At 60.5% G+C, this 21,023-nt stretch carries 18 protein-coding genes; 8 read left to right on the top strand and 10 right to left on the bottom strand.

All coding sequences use genetic code 11. The features are described 5' to 3' along the window. Positions 1-32: 32 nt before the first annotated feature. Entirely contained in the window at positions 33-488 is a 456-nt protein-coding gene (locus B5F98_RS12670) for a hypothetical protein (protein ID WP_143482728.1), read from the top strand. Positions 489-520: 32 nt separating this feature from the next. Then, the gene (locus B5F98_RS12665; RefSeq protein WP_143482151.1) at positions 521-1,036 is read left to right on the top strand and encodes a hypothetical protein; all 516 of its coding nucleotides are present in this window, start codon (positions 521-523) and stop codon (positions 1,034-1,036) included. A 172-nt stretch (positions 1,037-1,208) separates the two neighbouring features. Here the strand turns inward: B5F98_RS12665 and tuf are convergent, their stop codons facing one another. The 5 genes from tuf to B5F98_RS03580 all read right to left on the bottom strand — a co-directional run bounded on the left by tuf (position 1,209) and on the right by B5F98_RS03580 (position 6,054). Further along, entirely contained in the window at positions 1,209-2,414 is a 1,206-nt protein-coding gene (tuf, locus tag B5F98_RS03600; RefSeq protein WP_087229063.1) for an elongation factor Tu, read from the bottom strand. A gap of 119 nt (positions 2,415-2,533) precedes the next feature. Next, a complete protein-coding gene (gene fusA / locus B5F98_RS03595; RefSeq protein WP_087369646.1) occupies positions 2,534-4,642 on the bottom strand; it encodes an elongation factor G in 2,109 nt (702 codons plus the stop codon). 18 nt (positions 4,643-4,660) lie between these two features. Continuing rightward, entirely contained in the window at positions 4,661-5,131 is a 471-nt protein-coding gene (gene rpsG / locus B5F98_RS03590; RefSeq protein WP_087229069.1) for a 30S ribosomal protein S7, read from the bottom strand. Positions 5,132-5,309: 178 nt separating this feature from the next. Then, a complete protein-coding gene (gene rpsL / locus B5F98_RS03585) occupies positions 5,310-5,744 on the bottom strand; it encodes a 30S ribosomal protein S12 (RefSeq protein WP_087229072.1) in 435 nt (144 codons plus the stop codon). Between the two features lie 70 nt (positions 5,745-5,814). Next, entirely contained in the window at positions 5,815-6,054 is a 240-nt protein-coding gene (locus B5F98_RS03580; RefSeq protein ID WP_087229075.1) for a ribosomal L7Ae/L30e/S12e/Gadd45 family protein, read from the bottom strand. Positions 6,055-6,260: 206 nt separating this feature from the next. Here B5F98_RS03580 and gltX point away from each other — a divergent pair, with 206 nt between their 5' ends. After that, entirely contained in the window at positions 6,261-7,769 is a 1,509-nt protein-coding gene (gene gltX, locus B5F98_RS03575; RefSeq protein ID WP_087369645.1) for a glutamate--tRNA ligase, read from the top strand. Between the two features lie 643 nt (positions 7,770-8,412). Here the strand turns inward: gltX and B5F98_RS03570 are convergent. The 5 genes from B5F98_RS03570 to B5F98_RS03550 form a co-directional block, all read right to left on the bottom strand. After that, on the bottom strand, positions 8,413-10,152 hold the full coding sequence (locus tag B5F98_RS03570) for an NFACT RNA binding domain-containing protein (RefSeq protein WP_087369644.1): 1,740 nt from the start codon (positions 10,150-10,152) through the stop codon (positions 8,413-8,415). Between the two features lie 3 nt (positions 10,153-10,155). After that, entirely contained in the window at positions 10,156-10,557 is a 402-nt protein-coding gene (locus B5F98_RS03565) for a ribonuclease III domain-containing protein (RefSeq protein ID WP_087369643.1), read from the bottom strand. A gap of 687 nt (positions 10,558-11,244) precedes the next feature. Beyond that, positions 11,245-11,610: a type II toxin-antitoxin system PemK/MazF family toxin gene (locus B5F98_RS03560; RefSeq protein WP_087229084.1), complete on the bottom strand. Its 366-nt coding sequence runs from the start codon at positions 11,608-11,610 to the stop codon at positions 11,245-11,247. 169 nt (positions 11,611-11,779) lie between these two features. After that, positions 11,780-12,910: an alanine racemase gene (gene alr, locus B5F98_RS03555; RefSeq protein WP_087369642.1), complete on the bottom strand. Its 1,131-nt coding sequence runs from the start codon at positions 12,908-12,910 to the stop codon at positions 11,780-11,782. Further along, positions 12,852-13,508 carry a hypothetical protein gene (locus B5F98_RS03550; RefSeq protein ID WP_143482727.1) on the bottom strand — a complete coding sequence of 219 codons (657 nt, stop codon included), beginning with the start codon at positions 13,506-13,508 and terminating at the stop codon, positions 12,852-12,854. Before B5F98_RS03550 ends, alr begins: the two co-directional genes overlap by 59 nt. A gap of 422 nt (positions 13,509-13,930) precedes the next feature. On the opposite strand from B5F98_RS03550, the gene pheS reads away from it, so the two are divergent. From pheS to B5F98_RS03525, 5 genes are all read left to right on the top strand, one after another. Further along, on the top strand, positions 13,931-14,956 hold the full coding sequence (gene pheS / locus B5F98_RS03545) for a phenylalanine--tRNA ligase subunit alpha (RefSeq protein WP_087369640.1): 1,026 nt from the start codon (positions 13,931-13,933) through the stop codon (positions 14,954-14,956). Between the two features lie 20 nt (positions 14,957-14,976). Beyond that, positions 14,977-17,673, top strand: a complete 2,697-nt coding sequence (gene pheT / locus B5F98_RS03540; protein ID WP_087369639.1) for a phenylalanine--tRNA ligase subunit beta — start codon at positions 14,977-14,979, stop codon at positions 17,671-17,673. A 133-nt stretch (positions 17,674-17,806) separates the two neighbouring features. After that, positions 17,807-19,171: an amidophosphoribosyltransferase gene (gene purF / locus B5F98_RS03535; protein WP_087369638.1), complete on the top strand. Its 1,365-nt coding sequence runs from the start codon at positions 17,807-17,809 to the stop codon at positions 19,169-19,171. Between the two features lie 119 nt (positions 19,172-19,290). Continuing rightward, on the top strand, positions 19,291-20,178 hold the full coding sequence (locus tag B5F98_RS03530; RefSeq protein WP_087229100.1) for a class I SAM-dependent methyltransferase: 888 nt from the start codon (positions 19,291-19,293) through the stop codon (positions 20,176-20,178). After that, entirely contained in the window at positions 20,171-21,019 is an 849-nt protein-coding gene (locus B5F98_RS03525; RefSeq protein WP_087369637.1) for an energy-coupling factor transporter ATPase, read from the top strand. Before B5F98_RS03530 ends, B5F98_RS03525 begins: the two co-directional genes overlap by 8 nt. Positions 21,020-21,023 lie beyond the last annotated feature (4 nt).

Here is a 21,023-nt window from a genome sequence, read left to right as displayed (position 1 = left end):
CTTCCAATATGGTAAACTGGAGGTGCATAGAAATGTTTATTACCATCTATACAAAGGAGATGAGAATATATATGAGATTAGGAAAAAAAAGCTATCATCAAAACAACCCAAAACGTAATCAGCACAAAAGACATTCTTTTATTACTTCAGATTTTAGGCCCACTACTTCTCTAAGAAACGCAGAGGTATCTGTATCCCATTCCTCCCCAACCATCCGTACTTCCTCCACAACACCAGACTTTAAAATCGTTTCTACCTCTAGCCAAAATAAAAAGCCTCGCTATATCGTCTTTCAACATAACGCTGAGCTTTATGTTGGGCGACAGTCTGGGAAAACTCTACGTGATATCACACGATTTACCGCTGAAACACCTGCTCAACTGGCTGGAAGTGAAGTTGTTATCAAGCGCAAAGGTATGTCTCGTGTAGAAGTTGCTAGTATTGTAAACGCAATGTCCAACCCCAACATGGACACATATGACAGCTGATTCTATCTCTATACGAAAGATGATGATTTACTATGACTGTTAAAAAAAAGGATACAAGAAGTTTGATAGATACCAAAAATTTAGAGTATTCTCGTAATCACCTAAACCGTGATCGAGAATATGTCAAACTGCTCCAACATTATGTAAATAATCAGCGCCGTACGGATATATCTCAACTCATTCTTAAAATTTTCTTTTTTTTGATTGTATGTAGTACCTATGTTATCACAATTTATTTTGGAGGGCAGACAATTTTAAATGTTTCCAAAAAAGAAAATATTTCTTTGGCCGATCTAGGTGCTGCTCTCACAGGTCTGGCTAGCATACTAAGTGTTATCATTATACTTCCTAGTAAAATCGCAGAACATCTGTTCCCTTCCGGTGGTGATCAAAGCAGCACCGACTTTATACAGTCCATGCAAAGTTATGATTTGTCCAAAAGTAGTTCTCAAAAATATCTATCGGATGAAAGCGACCTAGTGATACAGGTTCCTGAATCTACCAAGAATGGTCTAGCAACACCTGACCCGGATTCTTCCTCAGATTGATGTTCTCTTTTCACCCGTGTTGTTGCAATCATGTTTCAAAATGGAAAGTTTAAAATACCGAGAACTGTCAGTTCTCGGTATTTTTCGTATTTCACTTTTTGTTTTTAAATTATTTTTGCTGTGTAAAATAAAAGAGCGGCCCGAAGGCCGCTCTTTTGGGAACAACTAAAAATTAGTCGTTGATGACGTCGATAACAACACCGGAGCCAACGGTACGGCCGCCCTCACGGATAGCGAAGCGCAGGCCCTTCTCGATGGCGATGGGGGTGATCAGCTCAACGTTCATGTCGACGTTATCGCCGGGCATGCACATCTCAGTGCCCTCGGGCAGAGTGATGACGCCGGTCACGTCGGTGGTACGGAAGTAGAACTGAGGACGATAGTTGTTGAAGAAGGGGGTGTGACGGCCGCCTTCCTCCTTGGACAGGACGTACACCTGGCCAACGAACTTGGTGTGGGGGTGAATGGAGCCGGGAGCACACAGAACCTGGCCACGCTCGACCTCCTTCTTGTCGATACCACGCAGCAGAGCGCCGATGTTGTCGCCAGCCTCAGCGTAGTCCAGCAGCTTGCGGAACATCTCGATGCCGGTGATGGTGGTGTCCTTCTTCTCCTCGGACAGACCAACGATCTCCACCTTGTCGCCCATCTTGACCTGGCCACGCTCCACACGACCGGTAGCAACGGTGCCACGGCCGGTGATGGTGAACACGTCCTCAACGGGCATCAGGAAGGGCAGGTCAGCCTTACGGTCGGGAGTGGGGATGTAGCTGTCAACAGCGTCCATCAGCTCCTTGATGCAGGCGAAGTCGGGATCGTTGATGTCGCCGGACTCGCAGGTCAGAGCGTTCAGAGCGGAACCCTTGATGACGGGGATCTCGTCGCCGGGGAACTCGTACTCGGACAGGGTCTCGCGGACCTCCATCTCCACCAGCTCCAGCAGCTCCTCGTCGTCGACCTGGTCGCACTTGTTCAGGAACACGACCATGGCGGGCACGCCCACCTGACGGGCCAGCAGGATGTGCTCACGGGTCTGAGCCATGGGGCCGTCGGTAGCAGCGATCACCAGGATAGCGCCGTCCATCTGAGCAGCGCCGGTGATCATGTTCTTGATATAGTCGGCGTGGCCCGGGCAGTCAACGTGGGCATAGTGACGAGCGTCGGTCTCGTACTCCACGTGGGCGGTGTTGATGGTGATACCACGCTCACGCTCCTCGGGAGCCTTGTCGATGCTGGAATAGTCCTCGTACTGAGCCTGACCCTTCAGAGCCAGGTACTTGGTGATGGCAGCGGTCAGGGTGGTCTTGCCGTGGTCAACGTGGCCGATGGTGCCGATGTTGACGTGGGGCTTAGTACGCTCAAACTTTTGCTTAGCCATTTTGAGTTTCCTCCTTATACTTCAATAAAATTGGATTCATTCATCCAGACCCATTATGGGCCTATTTTATCCTATCGCCGGGAAAAAATCAACAGATTTTTTCCCAGCTCTTAAGATTTTTAGTCGTCCTTACGACCACGCTGGGCAATGATCTTCTCAGCGATGTTCTTGGGGATCTCCAGATAGCTGTGGGGCTCCATGGAGTACTGGCCACGGCCCTGAGTGCGGGAACGCAGGTCGGTGGCGTAGCCAAACATCTCGCTCAGAGGCACCAGAGCGTCGATCTGCTGGGCGCCGGGACGAGCTTCCATGCCCAGAATCTGGCCACGGCGGCTGTTCAGGTCACCAATGACGTCGCCCATGTAGTCCTCGGGCACGATGACGGAAACCTTCATGATGGGCTCCAGCAGGCAGGCGCCAGCCTTGCGGCAGGCCTCCTTAAAGGCCATGGAACCGGCAATCTTAAAGGCCATCTCGGAGGAGTCCACTTCGTGGTAAGAACCAAAGGTCAGGTGGACCTTCACGTCAACCACGGGGTAGCCGGCCAGAACACCGGCCTGCATGGCGCCCTGGATACCAGCGTCAACAGCGGGGATATACTCCTTGGGAATGACACCGCCGGTGATCTCATTGAGGAACTCATAGCCCTTGCCAGGCTCGTTGGGCTCCACAGTGATGCGGACGTGGCCGTACTGGCCCTTACCGCCGGACTGACGGGCATACTTGGTGTCCTGCTCCACGCTCTTCTTGATGGTCTCCTTGTAGGCGACCTGGGGAGCGCCCACGTTGGCCTCCACCTTGTACTCACGCAGCAGACGGTCCACGATGATCTCCAGGTGCAGCTCGCCCATGCCGGCGATGATGGTCTGACCAGTCTCCTCGTCGGTGTAGGTCTTGAAGGTGGGGTCCTCCTCAGCCAGCTTGGCCAGAGCGATGCCCATCTTCTCCTGACCAGCCTTGGTCTTGGGCTCGATGGCCACGCGGATAACGGGCTCGGGGAACTCCATGGACTCCAGGATGATGGGGTGATCTTCCACACACAGGGTGTCACCGGTGGTGGTGTTCTTCAGACCCACAACGGCGGCGATATCGCCGGAGAAGACCTCCTCGATGTCCTCACGGTGGTTGGCGTGCATCTGGAGGATGCGGCCAATGCGCTCCTTCTGCTTCTTGGTGGAGTTGAGCACGGTGGAACCGGTGGTCAGCTTACCAGAGTAGACACGGATGAAGGACAGACGGCCCACATAGGGGTCGGTCATGATCTTAAAGGCCAGAGCGGAGAAGGGGGCGTTGTCGTCGGCGGGACGCTCGTCCTCTTCCTCGGTCTCGGGATCCACGCCCTTGATGGCGGGGATGTCCAGGGGGGAGGGCATGAAGTCCACGATGGCGTCCAGCAGCTTCTGCACGCCCTTGTTGCGGTAAGAAGTACCGCACACCACGGGCACCAGCAGGTTGTCGATGGTACCCTTGCGCAGAGCCTTGCGGATCATATCGGTGGGGATCTCTTCCTCCTCCAGAGCCAGCATCATGATCTCGTCGTCGATGTCGGCGCAGGCGTCGATGAGCTTGGTCCGGTACTCCTGGGCCAGCTCCATCATGTCGGCGGGGATCTCCTCCACGCGCATGTCCTTGCCCAGATCATCATAGTACACGTCGGCCTTCATCTCCACCAGGTCGATGATGCCGCGGAAGGTGTCCTCAGCGCCGATGGGCAGCTGGATGGGCACAGCGTTGCACTTGAGACGATCGTGGATCATGTGCAGCACGTTGTAGAAGTCGGCGCCCATGATGTCCATCTTGTTGACGTAGATCATGCGAGGCACCCGGTAGTGGTCGGCCTGACGCCACACAGTCTCGGACTGGGGCTCCACGCCGCCCTTGGCGCACATGACGGTCACAGAGCCGTCCAGCACGCGCAGGGAGCGCTCCACCTCAACGGTGAAGTCCACGTGGCCCGGGGTGTCGATGATGTTGATACGAGTCTGGGGGAACTGCTGAGCAGAACCAGCCCAGAAACAGGTGGTAGCAGCGGAGGTGATGGTGATACCACGCTCCTGCTCCTGAGCCATCCAGTCCATGGTGGCGGTACCATCATGGGTCTCACCGATCTTGTAGTTCACGCCGGTGTAGTACAGGATACGCTCGGTCGTAGTGGTCTTACCGGCATCGATGTGAGCCATGATACCGATATTACGGGTATTCTGCAGAGAAGTCTTTCTAGTAGCCATATCTCTGTTCCTCCCGGATTACCAGCGGTAGTGAGCGAAGGCCTTGTTGGCCTCAGCCATCTTGTGAGTGTCCTCACGCTTCTTCACGGCGGAGCCGGTGTTGTTGGCGGCGTCCATGATCTCGCCAGCCAGACGCTCCTTCATGGTCTTCTCACCGCGGTTGCGGGAGTAAGTGGTCAGCCAGCGCAGACCCAGGGTCTGACGGCGCTCGGGACGCACTTCCATGGGCACCTGATAGGTGGAGCCGCCCACACGACGGGACTTGGTCTCCAGAGAAGGCATGATGTTCTCGATGGCAGCGTTGAACACCTCCAGGGGCTCCTGGCCGGTCTTCTCTTTGATGATGTCAAAGGCACCGTAGACGACCTTCTGGGCAACACCCTTCTTGCCGTCCAGCATGATGCTGTTAACGAGCTTAGTGACTAAGACGGAATTATACAGCGGATCGGGCAGAACCTCCCGCTTGGGTACGTTTCCTCTTCTGGGCACTTTGCTTCCCTCCTTCTTAATAAAATAGAATTCATAGGTACTCAGGCCCCGATGGCCGGGGCTTGTGTCATGCCTGTCCGAGGTCTACCCATATATATGGAATAAACGCTCGGCAAGGCGCAGTTTGCCTTGCGCAGTCAGCGCAGTAAGCAAGTTAGATGCACAGGTGGGGTAAGAATTACTTCTTAGCGCCGCCCTTGCCGGCCTTGGGACGCTTGGCACCGTACTTGGAACGGGCCTGCATACGGCCATTGACGCCCTGGGTATCCAGAGTGCCACGGATGATGTGGTAACGCACGCCGGGGAGGTCCTTAACACGGCCGCCGCGGATCAGCACCACGGAGTGCTCCTGCAGGTTGTGGCCAACACCGGGGATGTAGGCGGTCACCTCGTAGCCGTTGGTCAGACGCACACGAGCGATCTTACGCAGAGCGGAGTTCGGCTTCTTAGGAGTGGAAGTACGAACGGCAGTGCAGACGCCGCGCTTCTGAGGGGAAGGCAGGTCAGTCTCCTTGTTCTTCAGGGTGTTCAGACCATGCTGCATGGCGGGAGAGTTGGACTTGTAGGTAGTCTTCTCACGGCCCTTGCGCACCAATTGGTTAAAAGTAGGCATGATTTTCCTCCTTTCAATGAATATATATTTTAACGAACTCTCATAAGATTATTCGCTAAAATCAAGAAAATTATACGGTCGCCGCTACCGCAGCTCCCACGGCGATGCCGCAGGCGTGTCCCAGAGCTTTCATGGTGTCCGTCCAGTGGACCTCCACCCCTTGCTCCTGGGCCTGTTGAGCCAGTGGCTCGGTGAGGGCGGGATCGGCATTTCGTGCCAGATAGATTCCCGTCGCCCGCCCATCTTTCAGGGCCCGGCGAACCTGCTTGACGCCCACAACCTTGCCGGCTTGTTCCAGTTTGGTCAGCATCCAAGCAGACCTCCTTTTTGGCATATCAGCACAATTTGGGATTGTAGCACAAAATCGTCCTCTCGTCAAGGAAAAACGCCCAGATTCACCTATCTATTTTTTACTCTTTTTCCCGCCATTTCCTTGTGCAATCTGTCTGCCTCTTGCCAAACCGTCCCCTGGAGGCTATAATGGGGACACACTGTAAACTGGAGGTTTTGATTGACATGGCTCTCAATCAGCAATGGTTTGACGATATGGAAGCCCGCATCCCCCACGACGGGGTGCGCACCCGCTTCGCCCCCTCTCCCACGGGCTACATGCACGTGGGCAATCTCCGCACCGCCCTGTACACCTACCTCATCGCCCGCCACGCCGGCGGCAAGTTCATCCTCCGCATTGAGGACACCGACCAGGGCCGTCTGGTGGAGGACGCCACCGAAATCATCTATAATACCATGCGCTCCTGCGGCCTGACCTGGGACGAAGGTCCCGACGTGGGCGGCCCCGTGGGCCCCTACATCCAGACCGAGCGCCGCTCCTTCTACGCCGAGTACGCCAAGCTGCTGGTGGAGCGTGGCCACGCCTACTACTGCTTCTGCGACAAGCACGAGGAGACCGAGGAGGAAGAGGGCAACTTCCAGAAGGAAGAGGACCCCTGCCGCAACCTCGACCCCGAGGAAGTGGCCGCTCGTCTGGCCAATGGTGACCCCTATGTCATCCGCCAGCGCATCCCCCACGAGGGCCAGACCACCTTTATGGACGCCGTGTACGGCGCCATCACCGTGGACAACGACACCCTGGACGACCAGGTGCTCTTAAAGCGCGACGGTCTGCCCACCTACAATTTCGCCAACGTGGTGGACGACCACCTCATGGGCATCACCCACGTGGTGCGCGGCGCCGAGTACCTCTCCTCTGCCCCCAAGTACAACCTGCTGTACGAGGCCTTCGGCTGGGCCATTCCCACCTACGTGCACTGCTCCTCCGTGATGATCACCGACCCCGAGACCGGGGCCGTGCGCAAGATGTCCAAGCGCAAGGGCGACCCCTCCTACGAGGACCTCATCCAGATGGGCTATCTGTCCCAGGCTGTGGTCAACTACGTCTCCCTGCTGGGTTGGGCCCCCCACGGTGAGCTCAGCGAGCAGGAGTTCTTCACTCTGGACGAGCTGGTGAAGGCCTTTGAAATCTCCGGCATCTCCAAGTCCCCCTCCGCCTTCGACATGGAGAAGCTCAACTACTTCAACGCCACCTACCTGCGCTCCATGACCCCCGAGGCCTTCGCCCAGGTGGCCCGGCCCTACATCCGCCAGGCCGTCACCAACGAGGCCTATGACGCCGACGTCATCGCCTCCCTGCTCCAGGCCCGGTGTGAGCGCCTCACCGACATCCCCGAGAAGGTGGACTTCTTCGATGTACTCCCTGAGTACGGCGTGGAGCTGTTCACCAACAAAAAGTCCAAGACCAACTCTGAGGTGTCCCTGGAGATGCTGGAAAAGACCGTCCCCGTCCTCTCCGCTCTGGAGAGCTGGACTCAGGAGAGCATCCACGACACCCTCATCCACCTGGCCGAGTCTTTGGGCGTGAAAAACGCCACCCTCATGTGGCCCCTGCGCATCTCCATCGCCGGCAAGACTGTCACCCCCGGCGGCGCTGTGGAGCTGTGCTACATTCTGGGCAAGGAGGAGACCCTGCGCCGCATGGAGCTGGGCATCCAGAAGCTGAAAGGCTGATTCCCTCTATAACTACGGCGGAAGCAGCCATTTGGTTGCTTCCGCTGTTTTTCTATGGTCAATCATCTGCTCTTCTCCAATGTCTTTATGCAGACTTGCCAGTCTGGCGGGGACGCTCCGCTAGGGGTCTATTTTTGAGCGGCCAAAAATAGACGAAAAAGCCGCCTAGGGGTTGCACCCCTAGGTACCCTGCTTGGGTCAGTAGTCCTTTGACTCTGGATAAATCCCAACCGGCCCAGGGGTAAGCCGATCCTCTATGCCGCTACATCCGCTACCGCTCAATCTTCCAGAGTGGAAGGAACTGCCCCAGAAGGACAGGGCCGGTGGTGGGTGGGAACTGCAAGTCTCCACCATGCACCGACGCTGTACCCAAGGAATCACCGTGGCAATACGGGGAATATATCAGCGGCAGCGGAGCAAGAAGAACCAGACAATCCTTCCTCCCTCAGCGTCGGTGGGGGATGCTCCAGCGCCATGCAAGGAGACCTCAGGGGGTACCTAGGGGGAACGCCCTAGGCGATTCTTTCCCCGATTTCTCATCGCGGAGAAATCGGGCCCAGCGGAGCGTATTTGCCACGCTAGCAAATCTGCGCCTAGTACAGAAAAGAGGGACAGCCGCCGAATTGGAAGCTGTCCCCTTTGCTCATTTCACCCGGAGTTTCTTCACCAGGTCCTCCTGGGGTGTGACATACACCGTGTTATAGGTGTTGTAGATGACAAAACCGGGCTTGGCCCCCGCAGGCTTCTTAATGGCTTTCACAGGGGTCACATCCACCGGCACCTGGGCCGAGTCCTTGGCCTGGGAGAACCAGGCGGCCAGCATGGCCGCTTCCGTCACCGACTGGTCGTCGGGCTGGACCCCTCCGGTCTTCAAAATCACGTGGGAGCCGTGGAGCTTTTGCACATGGAACCACAAATCCCGCTTGTCCGAGTCCTTCAAGGTCAGGCGGTCGTTCTGGCTGTTGTTCTTGCCCACCAAAATGGTGAGACCAGCGGAGGAGCGAAACTCCATGGGCTTGGCGTGGATGATCTTCACCTTGCCCTTGGCGGTCATTTTCCGCTTGTGCTGGCGCAAATACCCGTTGTCCATCAGCTCCTGACGGATCTCCTGCAAGTCCCGGTCTCCCTCGGACAGGGTGATCATTTGCAGCACGCTGTCCAGGTACTCCAGCTCGGTGCGGTTTTTCTCCAGCTGGATGGCCAGCATCTCCTCCGCCTTCTGGGCCTTTTTGTAGTCCTTATAGTACTTGGCGGCGTTCTGCTGGGGGGTGAGCAGGGGGTCCAAGGGGATTTCCACCTCTTTGCACTCCGGGTCGTAGTAGTTCTGGGCCACCAGCACCGACTGACCCCGGTGCATCTGATAGAAGTTGGTGGTGATGATGTCCCCATACTCCCGCATCTGCTCCCGGTTGCCCGCTCGGCGCAGGTCTGCCTCCTGGTTGGCGATCTTCTTGGCGGTGCGGTTGCGGGCCTGGGTCACCGACCGGATGAAATCCGCCCCCCGCTGTTTCACCCGCTCCTGGGCCTCCCGGGCGGCGTAGTAGTCGTCCAGCAGCTGGGAGAAGGTCTCACAGCGGGTCAATTCCACTTCGGGGCCGTATTGCAGAATGGGCAGGAAGGAGAAGTCCATCTCCTTGCCCTCTTTTTTCAGTACCACCGGCTCATACTTGCCCTCCAGGATGACAGAGCGCAGCCGCAGCACCTCCCGGGCCAGGCCCTGGGCGGTCTCGTCGGCCCGGAAGGCCAGTTCCCGGGCCACCAGGGGGGAGATGCCACTGAAGGTGTCCAGCAGCCACTTGTCCTGGCCCTCTCCCTGGGGCGCCTGGCTGGACACCAGCTGTTCCAGCTCCTCCTCTGCCATGGCGGTGAAGTCCAGCTTGCCCGTGGGCACGGGATACTGGTAGAAGAGGCCGGGCATCACCGGGCGCTGGGCGGAGATATCCCCGTCCACCCGGCGCATGCTGTCGGTGATGCGCCCCGCCCCGTCCAGCATAATGAGGTTGGACTTGCGGCCGATGCACTCCAGCACCAGGGCCCGCTCCACCCGGTCCCCCAATTCGCTGAGGGTCTCAAAGCGGAACTCCAGCAGCCGCTCCATGGGGGGCTGTTTGATTTCCAGAATGCGGCCGCCCAGGAAATACTTGCGCAGCAGCATACAGAACATGGGGGGCGTCTCCGGGTTCTCCCGGGTCACGGTGGTGAGCTGGGCTCTGGGGTGGGCGGGGTTTGCCGACAGCAGCAGCTTCACATTTCCCTGCCCGGTGCGCATGTGCAGCACCACCTCATCCCGGGTGGGCTGATAGATCTTGTCCACCTTTCCGCCGGTGATGCGTTCCCGCAGCTCTCCGGCCAGGGCGGTCATGACAATTGCATCCAAGGGCATGGCTCATTCCTCCGTCATCATCCGTTCAAACAGCTCATTGAGCCGGTCCAGACGGCCCTGCAAGTACAGCCAGCCGAACAGGGCCTCCAGCCCGGTGGCGGCGTGGTACTCTCCCACGCTGGCCCCCTTGGGGATGGCGGCGGTGTGGCTGTTGCGGGCCCGGCGGTACACGTCCTGCTCCTCCTCGGTGAGGATGGGCAAAATCAGCTTGACCCGCTTGGCCTGGGCGGGGGCGGAGACATAGGTCACCGCCGCACGGTGCAGCCCCTTGTTGGTGGCCTTGCCCTTCAGGCACAGCCAGGTGCGCACCATGAGCTCATACACTCCATCCCCCAGATGGGCCAGCGCCAGGCTGCTCATGGGGTGGAGGATATCCTGTCCCACTGACAGGTGAAAGTAATCCATATGATTTCTCCATTCTCTAGGTTGGCCCGGGCGTCCCCGGACATTCGGCATCTCTTCATAGTCTACCCCGTCCAGGCGAACTTGGCAAGTGTTTTCCGTTTTCCCCCTTCTCCCGGCACAAAAAAGCCTGTCAGGAAAGGCTTGGCCGTTCCGACAGGCTAAACAGAGAGGGTGTCTCTGGAGTTGTTTGTCCGGGGGGCTCCGACTGCTGCCAGAGCAGCCCCGGTTGTTCGTTCGTCGCTGTCAGGGGAGGTCACTGCTCTGCCTGGACATCTCTTCCTGACATGGCCTATGATACCAGAACCCCCATGTCGAATGATAGACAATTTGGGAACCAGTTGTGAACCTTTTGTAAACCCCAAAATCGTCCACACACAGGGCCAGTCTGCCAAAAAAGCTCATTTGCACACAAGAAGGATATGGTTTCTTGCATCATCCAAAAAGCCCTCGGCAGAGTTTTCCCGCCCGAGGGCGGGAAAATAAATTGAAATCTGTTTTTTTCGGGGACATGTGCATCGAAAAAAACACTTCTCAGCCCGCCAGTGTGGAATCGGGTCGCCCTTTGACCCGATTATGCATGCAGCGGGCTGCAACCCCTCTCAAAAATGCTGGCATTTTTGAGAAGCGTGTCGAATTGTTTCGACACGCTGAAACGGCCTGCCTGGAGGAACCAGGCAGGCCGCCGCATCAAACCAGTTGTTGGTTGGACAGGCCGAAGCTCACGGCAATGGCCCCATCCACCTTCTTCATCACTTGTTCGTCCACCCGGCCCATATGTTCCCGTAGCCGCCGTTTGTCCAGGGTACGAATCTGCTCCAACAGCACGATGGAGTCCTTGGGCAGGCCATAGCTGTGGGCTGCCAGGGTGATATGGGTGGGCAGTCGGGCCTTCCCCGTCTGAGAGGTGATGGCCGCTGCAATGACAGTGGGGCTGTGTTTGTTTCCGGTGTCGTTTTGCACGATCAGGACAGGGCGAACGCCCCCTTGTTCGCTGCCCACCACCGGACTGAGGTCGGCGTAATAAATATCGCCGCGTTTGACACTGTTGTCCACAGGATTTCACACTCCGCCGGATTTATAGTGCCCGGTCCTTGCCATGCCTGCCGGGTACTATCATTCTCCCACGGTGGGGCGGATCTTATACCGGTGGAACAGGATTCCTTCGCCACCGGGTGCCGCTCCATCTCTCGCCGCTCCCTCGGGGGCGACCCCCCGTGTTATCTTATGCGCCCCGGTACAATCTGGGCACCCGGGGGGAGACGGCGCACAGCAGCTCGTAGGGGATAGTCCCCGCCAGCTGGGCCATATCCTCCAGGGAGTGGTGGGCGCCGAACAGCTCCACCTCGTCCCCCGGCTGCACCTGGTCCCCCTCCTGGAGGGCCACCATGCACATGTCCATGCACACCCGGCCCACAATGGGCCGCTCCTGGCCGCCCACCAGCACGGTGCCCTGGCCGGACAACACCCGGTGCAGGCCGTCGGCATAGCCCACCGGCAGCACCGCCACCCGGCCGCCGGAGGCGGGCATGTGCTGGGTGCAGCCGTAGCTCACCGGGGTGTCCCCCGGCAGCTCCCGCACCGCCGCCACCCGGGTCTTCAAGGTCATCACCGGCCACAGCTCCCCGGCGTCCAGCCCCTGGCAGGAGGGGTCCGGCAGGTAGCCGTACAGGGCAATGCCCGGGCGCACCATATCCAGGTGGGTGCAGGGGAAGTTGAGCACGGCGGCACTGGCCGCGCAGTGGCGCAGCTGGAAGGTGCGGCCATAGGTATTTTTCAACACATCCAGGGTGTCCAAAAACCGGGTAAACTGCTCCATGGTGTACCCCTCGTCCCCGTCGGCGTTGGCAAAGTGGGTGAAAATCCCCTCCGCCTCCAGCCCATCCAGGGCGCACAGGGCGTCCACCTGGCGGGCAGCCTGGGCCGGGTCGTGGGCCAGAATGCCCAGACGGCTCATGCCGGTGTCCAGCTTGACGTGGATTTTGGCCCGCTTGCCCTGGGCCGCAGCGGCCTTGGACAGGGCCTGAGCAAGCTGGGTGGTAAACACCGCCTGGGTCAGGTCGTGCTCCACCACCTGGGGGGCAAACTCCGCCGGGGTGGCACCCAGAATGAGAATGGGCATGGTGATGCCCGCCCCTCGCAGCTCGGTGGCCTCGTTGAGGCAGGCCACGGCCAGATAGTCCGCCCCCAGCTGCTGCAATTTGTGGGCCACTTCCTCCGCCCCGTGTCCGTAGGCGTTGGCCTTCACCACGCCCAGGAACTTGCTCTGGGGGGCGCAGGCCCGCAGTACCTGGTAATTATGCTCCAGATTGTCCAGACGGATCTCCGTCCAGGTCCGCATGGTCTGTTGATTCATCCTCGTTCATCTCCATGGTAAAATCATCACTTGTCACGGTGAGCACGGTGACTCCTTCCACCTGTACCTCCGCCATGCGAAGGGCAAAGGTGTCCGGGGCAAACCACATGGTGTACTCCGTGCCCGCTCCCTGCTCCTGCTCCGGGTCCCGGCTCTTCAGTTCCAGGAAGGTGTCCTCCCCCTCCTGCGCCCAGCTGCACTGGGCTATGTAGCCCTGGGCCACCTGGTCCAGCATCTCCGGTATGGCGGCTATGGGGCTCAGGCCGTCCCCGTTGAGGGTGCCCAAGGTCATCCCCGCTCCGTCATACTCCAAGACAGCCTCCTCATCGGTCATCCGGGCGGTGACTCCTGCCATCCACTCTGGCTCCACTACGGTGAGTACCGTCTCTCCCTCCTGCTGGGCCGTTCCTTCCAAGGTAAACTCATAGAGCTGCTGGCCCAAATGGGCGCTGACCCGGAAGGTGCCCGACCAGCCGCTCATGGCCTGGTACTGGCCCCGCAGCAGCACGCCCTGCTGCTGCGCCTGCTGGTCCTGCTTGGAGCAGCCTGTGAGCAGCACCGTCATCATCAGCGCTCCGCAGGCCAATTCTCTGCGCAATGCGCTCCCCCCTTTCCCGTACTTGAGGGGCGGAAACCGCCGCCCCTGTCTCCATATATATGAAGACGAGATGGGGGTATGTCAGATCGTGCACGCCCCATTATAAAGTTTTCCCTCTTGCTTTTCAACCTATATTGTGATATAAAAGTTTTTAGTGCAAATGCGAAGAACGGGAAAATAGCGTGCTGGCATATCTGAAGAGAGAGGCGGTCACCGGCTGAAAGCCGCCTTGGTGTGTGTCGCTTGGTTCGCCCGGGAGCGGCCTGTGAGAGCAGGACGGTGTGCCCTCCGTTATGGGGCAAAGAGAGTGTGCGCATGGCGCACAAATGCGGGTGGTACCGCGGAAGGCTGGCCTTTCGTCCCTGTTTGTAGGGAGGAAAGGCTTTTTTCATTTCATATTTTACCCGAAAGGAAGAGAATAGATGAAGCAGCAATTAAACGACATTCGTGTGCAGGCCCTTGCCGCCTTCGAGGCCGCCGACAGCCTGGCAGCCCTGGACGCCCTGCGGGTGCAGTACCTGGGCAAGAAGGGCGAGCTCACCGGCGTGCTCAAGCAGATGGGCAAGCTCTCCGCCGAGGAGCGCCCCGTCATGGGCCAGCTGGCCAACCAGGTGCGCGCAGACCTGGAGGCCGCTCTGGAGACCCAGGGCAAGAAGCTGGAGGCCCAGGCCCTGGAGCAGCGGCTCAAGGACGAGGCCCTGGACGTGACCATCCCCGGCAAGCCCGTGAAGATGGGCCACCGTCACCCCATGTATATCGCCCTGGATGAGATCAAGGAGATCTTCATCGGCATGGGCTTCACCGTGCTGGACGGCCCCGAGGTGGAGCTGGCCGAGCTGAACTTCGACCGCCTCAACGCCGAGGAGAACCACCCCTCCCGGGACTGGTCCGACACCTTCTATTTTGATGAGGACAGCCGGGTGATGCTCCGCTCTCAGACCTCCCCCATGCAGGTGCGGGCCATGGACACCATGGAGCTGCCCATCCGCATCATCGCCCCCGGCCGTGTGTACCGCAAGGACGAGGTGGACGCCACCCACTCCCCCATGTTCCACCAGGTGGAGGGCATGGTCATTGACAAGAACGTCACCATGGCCGACCTGAAGGGCACCCTGAACACCGTGGTGGAGAAGCTCTACGGCAAGGGCACCAAGACCCGCTTCCGTCCCCACCACTTCCCCTTCACCGAGCCCTCCTGCGAGATGGACGTGCAGTGCCACAAGTGCGGCGGCGTGGGCTGCCCCACCTGTAAGGGCGAGGGCTGGATTGAGCTGCTGGGCGCCGGTATGATTCACCCCCGGGTGCTGGAGATGAGCGGCATCGACCCCAACGAGTACTCCGGCTGGGCCTTCGGCATCGGCCTGGAGCGTACCGCCATGCGTCGGTTCAAGATCGCCGACCTGCGCCTGATTTTTGAAAACGACGTGCGCTTCCTGGAGCAGTTTTAAGGAAAGAGGGGAACATTACCATGAATTTAAGCAGAAACTGGCTGCGTGAATTTGTCACCGTAGACGCCAATGACCATGATTTTGCCGAGGCCATGACCCTGTCCGGGTCCAAGGTGGAGCTGACCCACGACCTGGGCGCCGAGATCTCCAACGTGGTGGTGGGCCGCATCCTGTCCATGGAGCGCCACCCCGACTCCGACCACATGTGGGTCTGCCAGATCGACGCCGGCCAGGCCGAGCCGGTGCAGATCGTCACCGGCGCCTGGAACGTCCATCCCGGCGACCTGGTGCCTGTGGCCCTGCACAAGTCCACCCTGCCCGGTGGCAAGAAGATTGAGAAGGGCAAGCTGCGTGGCGTGTTGTCCAACGGCATGATGTGCGGCCTGCTGGAGCTGGGCCTGGACGAGCGGGACTTCCCCTACGCCGCCATCACCCCCGCCGCCATTCTGGGGGACTACAAGCCCCTGGACCCCGCCAAGCCCTCCATCTCCGCCGATATCAAGCCCGGCGACAAGATCTACGGCCCCGTGGTGGCCGCCAAGGTCCTGGAGTGCACCTCCCAGCCCGACGGCACCTTCCACACCTGCCTGGATACCGGTGACGGCACCGCCGCCCCCGACACCGGCTGCCCCAACCTCCACGAGGGGGATCTGGTGGCCTACAACACCAAGACCGACGCCATCTGCACCCTGGCGGACCTCCACGCCCAGCAGGCAGAGTTCCCCCACTGCATCCCCGACGGCATCTTCGTGCTCCGGGAGGACTGCCAGCCCGGCGACGACATCAAGCCCATCATCAACGCCGACGACCACGTGGTGGAGTTTGAAATCACCCCCAACCGCCCCGACTGCCTGTCCGTCATCGGCCTGGCCCGGGAGGTGTCCGCCACCTTTGGCGCCCTCCTCACCCTCCACGAGCCCGTGGTGAAGGGCGGAGCCCAGGGCAACCTCATGGAGCTGCTGGATGTGGAGACCCCCGCCGCCGATCTGGTGCCCCGGTACACCGCCCGGATGGTGCGCAACGTGAAGATTGGCCCCTCCCCCAAGTGGATGCGGGAGCGGCTGCGCTCCATGGGCGTGCGTCCCATCAACAACATCGTGGACATCACCAACTACGTGATGCTGGAGTATGGCCAGCCCATGCACGCCTTTGACTACCGCTATGTCCACGGCGGCAAGATCATCGTCCGCCGTGCCCAGGAGGGCGAGGAGCTGACCACCCTGGACGGCAAGAGCCACACCCTCAATGCCAACCACCTGGTCATCGCCGACGAGACCCGGGCCGTGGGCCTGGCTGGCATCATGGGCGGCGAGAACAGCGAGATCGTGGACGACACCGTGGACGTGGTGTTCGAGTCCGCCTGCTTTGACGGCGCCACCATCCGCAAGGGCGCTCTGGCCCTGGGTATGCGCACCGAGGCCAGCGCCAAGTTTGAGAAGGGCCTGGACCCCATGAACACCCTCCCCGCCGTGCAGCGGGCCTGTGAGCTGGTGGAACTGCTGGGCGCCGGTGACGTGGTGGATGGCATCATCGACATCCTCAACTACGTGCCCCAGCCCCGGGTGCTCACCCTGGAGCCCGACCGCATCAATGCCCTGCTGGGCACCGATGTGGCCGAAGAGGAGATGGTGCGCATCCTGCGCAGCCTGGACTTCCAGGTGGAAGGCAACCAGGTCACCGTTCCCTCCTGGCGTGGCGATGTCATCGGCATGGCAGACCTTGCCGAGGAAGTGGCCCGGTTCTACGGCTACAACAACATCCCCTGCACCCTCATGCGGGGCCAGACCACCCTGGGCGGCTACTCCGATGAGGAGCTGCTGGAGCGTCAGCTGGGCAGCATGTGCCGCACCATGGGCTATGATGAGATCATCACCTACTCCTTCATCTCCCCCACCTGCTACGACAAAATCAACTGGCCCGCGGACTACCTGGGCCGTAACTCTCTGAAGATCTTAAACCCCCTGGGCGAGGACACCTCCATCATGCGCACCACCACCCTCCCCTCCATGCTGGAGATTCTCACCCGCAACTACAACTACCGCAACCAGAACGTACGCCTGTACGAGGTGGGCCGCACCTACGCCCCCGGCGGCGAGGATGGCCTGGCGGTGGAGTCCAAGACCCTCACCCTGGGCGCCTATGGCTCCGACATGGACTTCTACACCATGAAGGGGTGCATTGAGGCCATTTTGAAGGACCTGCGGGCCAGCGACGTCACCTTCCGCACCGGCTCCGGCCTCACCGAGCTGGTGTCCTACCACCCCGGCCGCTATGCCGAGGTGTGGGTGGGCTCTGACTGTGTGGGCTTCTTCGGCCAGATTCACCCCCTGGTGGCTCAGAACTACGGCGTGGACGGCGAGCTGTACTGCGCGCAGCTGGCCCTGGACGAGTTGGCCCAGGCCAAGGGCGCTGACCCCGTGTACACCCCCCTGCCCAAGTTCCCCGCCGTCACCCGTGACATCGCTGTGGTGTGCGACGAGGCCGTCACCGTGGGCGCCCTGGAGGCCTGCATCCAGAACGCCGCCCACGGCCTGCTGAAACACGTGACCCTCTTCGACATCTACCGGGGCAAGGGCGTGGAGGACGGCAAGAAGTCCGTGGCCTTCAACCTCACCCTCCGGGCCGACGACCGCTCCCTCACCGGCGAGGAGGCGGAGACCGAGGTGCAGCACATTCTGGCCGCCCTGGCCTCTGAGCTGGGCGCCACCTTGCGCTAAGAGCCATTTTTCGGCAATTCGCAGATTGACAAGCTCCCGTCTACTCCGCTATAATGGGCGTATGACGACAGCAAGGGCGCTGTGGCCATTGTGGTCGCAGCGCCCATTTGATTTTTTCCCAGGAGGAATGACTATGTCCATTCACGAGGAATGCGGATTGTTCGGCATCAGCGACCCCCACGGGGACTGTGCCCGCACCACCTATTACGGCCTGTACGCCCTCCAGCACCGGGGGCAGGAGGCCTGTGGCATCGCCACCATCAACCAGCGTGTGCTCTCCTTCCACAAGGATGTGGGCCTGGTGGGAGACGTGTTCCACCCCGACGTGCTGGACCGTCTCAATGGCACCATGGCCGTGGGCCATGTGCGCTACGCCACCACCGGCGGCGGGCAGCGGGAAAACGCCCAGCCCCTGACCCTCAAGTACGTCAAGGGCACCCTGGCGGTGGCTCACAACGGCAACCTGGTGAACACGGCGGAACTGCGCACCTTCTTTGAGTACCGGGGCGCCATCTTCCAGACCACCACCGACTCCGAGCTCATCGCCTACGCCATCGCCCAGGAGCGGCTGCGCTGCGCCTCCGCCGAAGAGGCGGTGTGCCGGGCGGTCAAGGGCTTGCGGGGCGCCTTCTCTCTGCTGGTCATGTCCCCCCAGAAGCTCATCGCCGTCCGGGACCCCTGGGGCTTCCGCCCCCTGTGCATGGGCCGCCGGGGCGATGCGGTGATCTTCGCCTCGGAGAGCTGCGCCCTCCACGCCGTGGGGGCAGAGTTCGAGCGGGAGCTGGACCCCGGCGAGATCGTGGTGGTGGAGGGCACCCAGGTGCGCTCCATCCGGGAGAACTGTCAGGGTTCCTCCAGCCATATGTGCATCTTTGAGTATATCTACTTCGCCCGCCCCGACTCGGTGCTGTGCGGCCAGTCGGTGCACCTGGCCCGGCGCAACGCCGGGCGGCTGCTGGCCCGGGAATTCCCTGTGGAGGCGGACGTGGTCATCGGCGTGCCCGACTCCGGGCTGGATGCCGCCATGGGCTTTGCTGAGGAGTCCGGCATTCCCTACGGGGTGGGCCTGGTGAAAAACCGCTACATTGGCCGCACCTTCATTACCCCCGGCCAGGAGAGCCGGGAACAGGCGGTGCGCATCAAGCTGGGGGCTCTGGCCAGCTGTGTGGCGGGCAAGCGGGTGGTAATGGTGGACGACTCCATCGTCCGGGGCACCACCTCCAAGCAGATTGTCTCCCTGCTCCGGGAGGCGGGGGCCACGGAGGTACACATGTACTCCTCTGCCCCGCCCTTTATTGCCCCCTGCTACTTCGGCACCGACATCCCCGACCGGGACGCCCTCATCGCCTGCAACTACACCCAGGAGGAGATGCGGGAGATGATTGGGGCCGATTCCCTCCACTTCTTGTCTCTGGAGGCCCTGCACCAGATCGCCCCCCAGGCCGACTGCGGGTTCTGCGACGGGTGCTTCACCGGCAAGTACCCCATCGAAGTCTAATCCCCTCACCCCACGGAATGTTCCCCCTTCCGTGGGGTGTTTTTTCGTCCCCCACGGGTTTGACTAATTCCCACCTGTGTAGTATAATACGTTGATTATATAATGAGGAGAATGTGCTCATGTGGTTGGCCAAAAATTGGAAAGATTATGAGCTGCTGGACTGCGGCCGTGGAGAAAAACTGGAGCGTTGGGGCTCTCACCTGCTGGTGCGCCCGGACCCCCAGGCCATTTGGAATACCCCCCGCCAGAACAAGGGCTGGAAGACGGCCCACGCCCGCTATTCCCGCTCCCACACCGGAGGCGGCCAGTGGGCCTCCAAGCAGGTGCCCGAGCGGTGGCAGATTCACTATAAAGAACTGACCCTGAACGTGGGCCTGATGAACTTTAAACATACCGGCGTGTTCCCCGAGCAGGCGGCCAACTGGGACTTTGCCCAGGACCTCATCCGCCGGGCGGGCCGCCCCATTTCGGTGCTGAACCTGTTTGCCTACACCGGCGGGGCCACGGTGGCCTGCGCCGCGGCCGGGGCCAGCGTGTGCCACGTGGACGCCGCCCGTGGCATGGTGCAGTGGGCCCGGGAAAACGCCAAGTCCTCGGGTCTGGAGGACAAGCCCATCCGCTGGATCATTGACGACTGCGCCAAGTTCGTGGAGCGGGAGATCCGCCGGGGCCGCCGCTACGATGCCATCATCATGGACCCCCCCTCCTATGGCCGGGGCCCCTCCGGTGAGGTGTGGAAGCTGGAGGAGAACCTGTACCCCTTTGTGGAGCTGGTGTCCAACGTCCTCAGCGATGACCCCCTCTTTGTAATTCTCAATTCCTACACCACGGGCCTGGCCCCGTCGGTGCTGACCTATATTTTGCAGACCGTCATCGGCGGCAAGTTCGGCGGGCGCACCGTGTCCGACGAGCTGGGCCTGCCGGTGACCCAGACCGGGCTGGCGCTCCCCTGCGGCGCCACCGGGCGCTGGGTGGCATCTTCCGTGGAGCATGTCTACCATGGCTAATCCCATCATCCAGGCCAGAGACCTGACCTTTCGCTACACCACCGCCGAAGGGGTAGCCCCCACGGTGCTGGACCAAGTCAATCTGGACATTGAGGCCGGCTCCTTCGTGGCCATTCTGGGCCACAACGGCTCGGGCAAGTCCACCTTCGCCAAGCACCTCAACGCCATCCTCCTGCCCACTGCGGGCAAGGTATACGTGGACGGCATGGACACCACCGACGAGGACAAGCTGCTGGACATCCGCCGCACGGTGGGTATGGTGTTCCAAAACCCGGACAACCAGATTGTGGCCAGCGTGGTGGAGGAGGACGTGGCCTTCGCCCCGGAGAACCTGGGGGTGCCCTCGGCGGAAATCCGCCGCCGGGTGGACGAGGCCCTGGAGGCCGTGGGCATGACGGAATATGCCCGCCACGCTCCCCATCTGCTCTCCGGCGGCCAGAAGCAGCGGGTGGCCATCGCTGGCGTGCTGGCCATGCGTCCCCGGTGCATTGTGCTGGACGAGCCCACCGCCATGCTGGACCCGGTGGGACGCCGGGAAGTGCTGGACACGGTATGCCGTCTCCAGCGGGAGCTGGGTATGACGGTGGTGCTCATTACCCACCACATGGACGAGGCGGCCCGGGCCCAGCGGCTGGTGGTCATGGACAACGGCCACGTGGTCATGGACGGCCCCCCCGCCCAGGTCTTTCAAAACGTGGTGGGGCTGCGCCGCCTGGGGCTGGAAGTGCCGGACTCGGTGGCGCTGCTGTACGAGCTGCGCCAGGCCGGGCTGGACGTGCCCCTGGACGTCCTCACCTGCGAGGACTGCGCCCAGGCACTGGCCCACATTCTACCCCGATAAGAGA

This window comes from Pseudoflavonifractor sp. An44 (assembly GCF_002161675.1).
Taxonomy (GTDB): Bacteria; Bacillota; Clostridia; order Oscillospirales; family Oscillospiraceae; genus Enterenecus; species Enterenecus faecium.
This window is presented reverse-complemented; position numbering and strand designations above follow the sequence as displayed.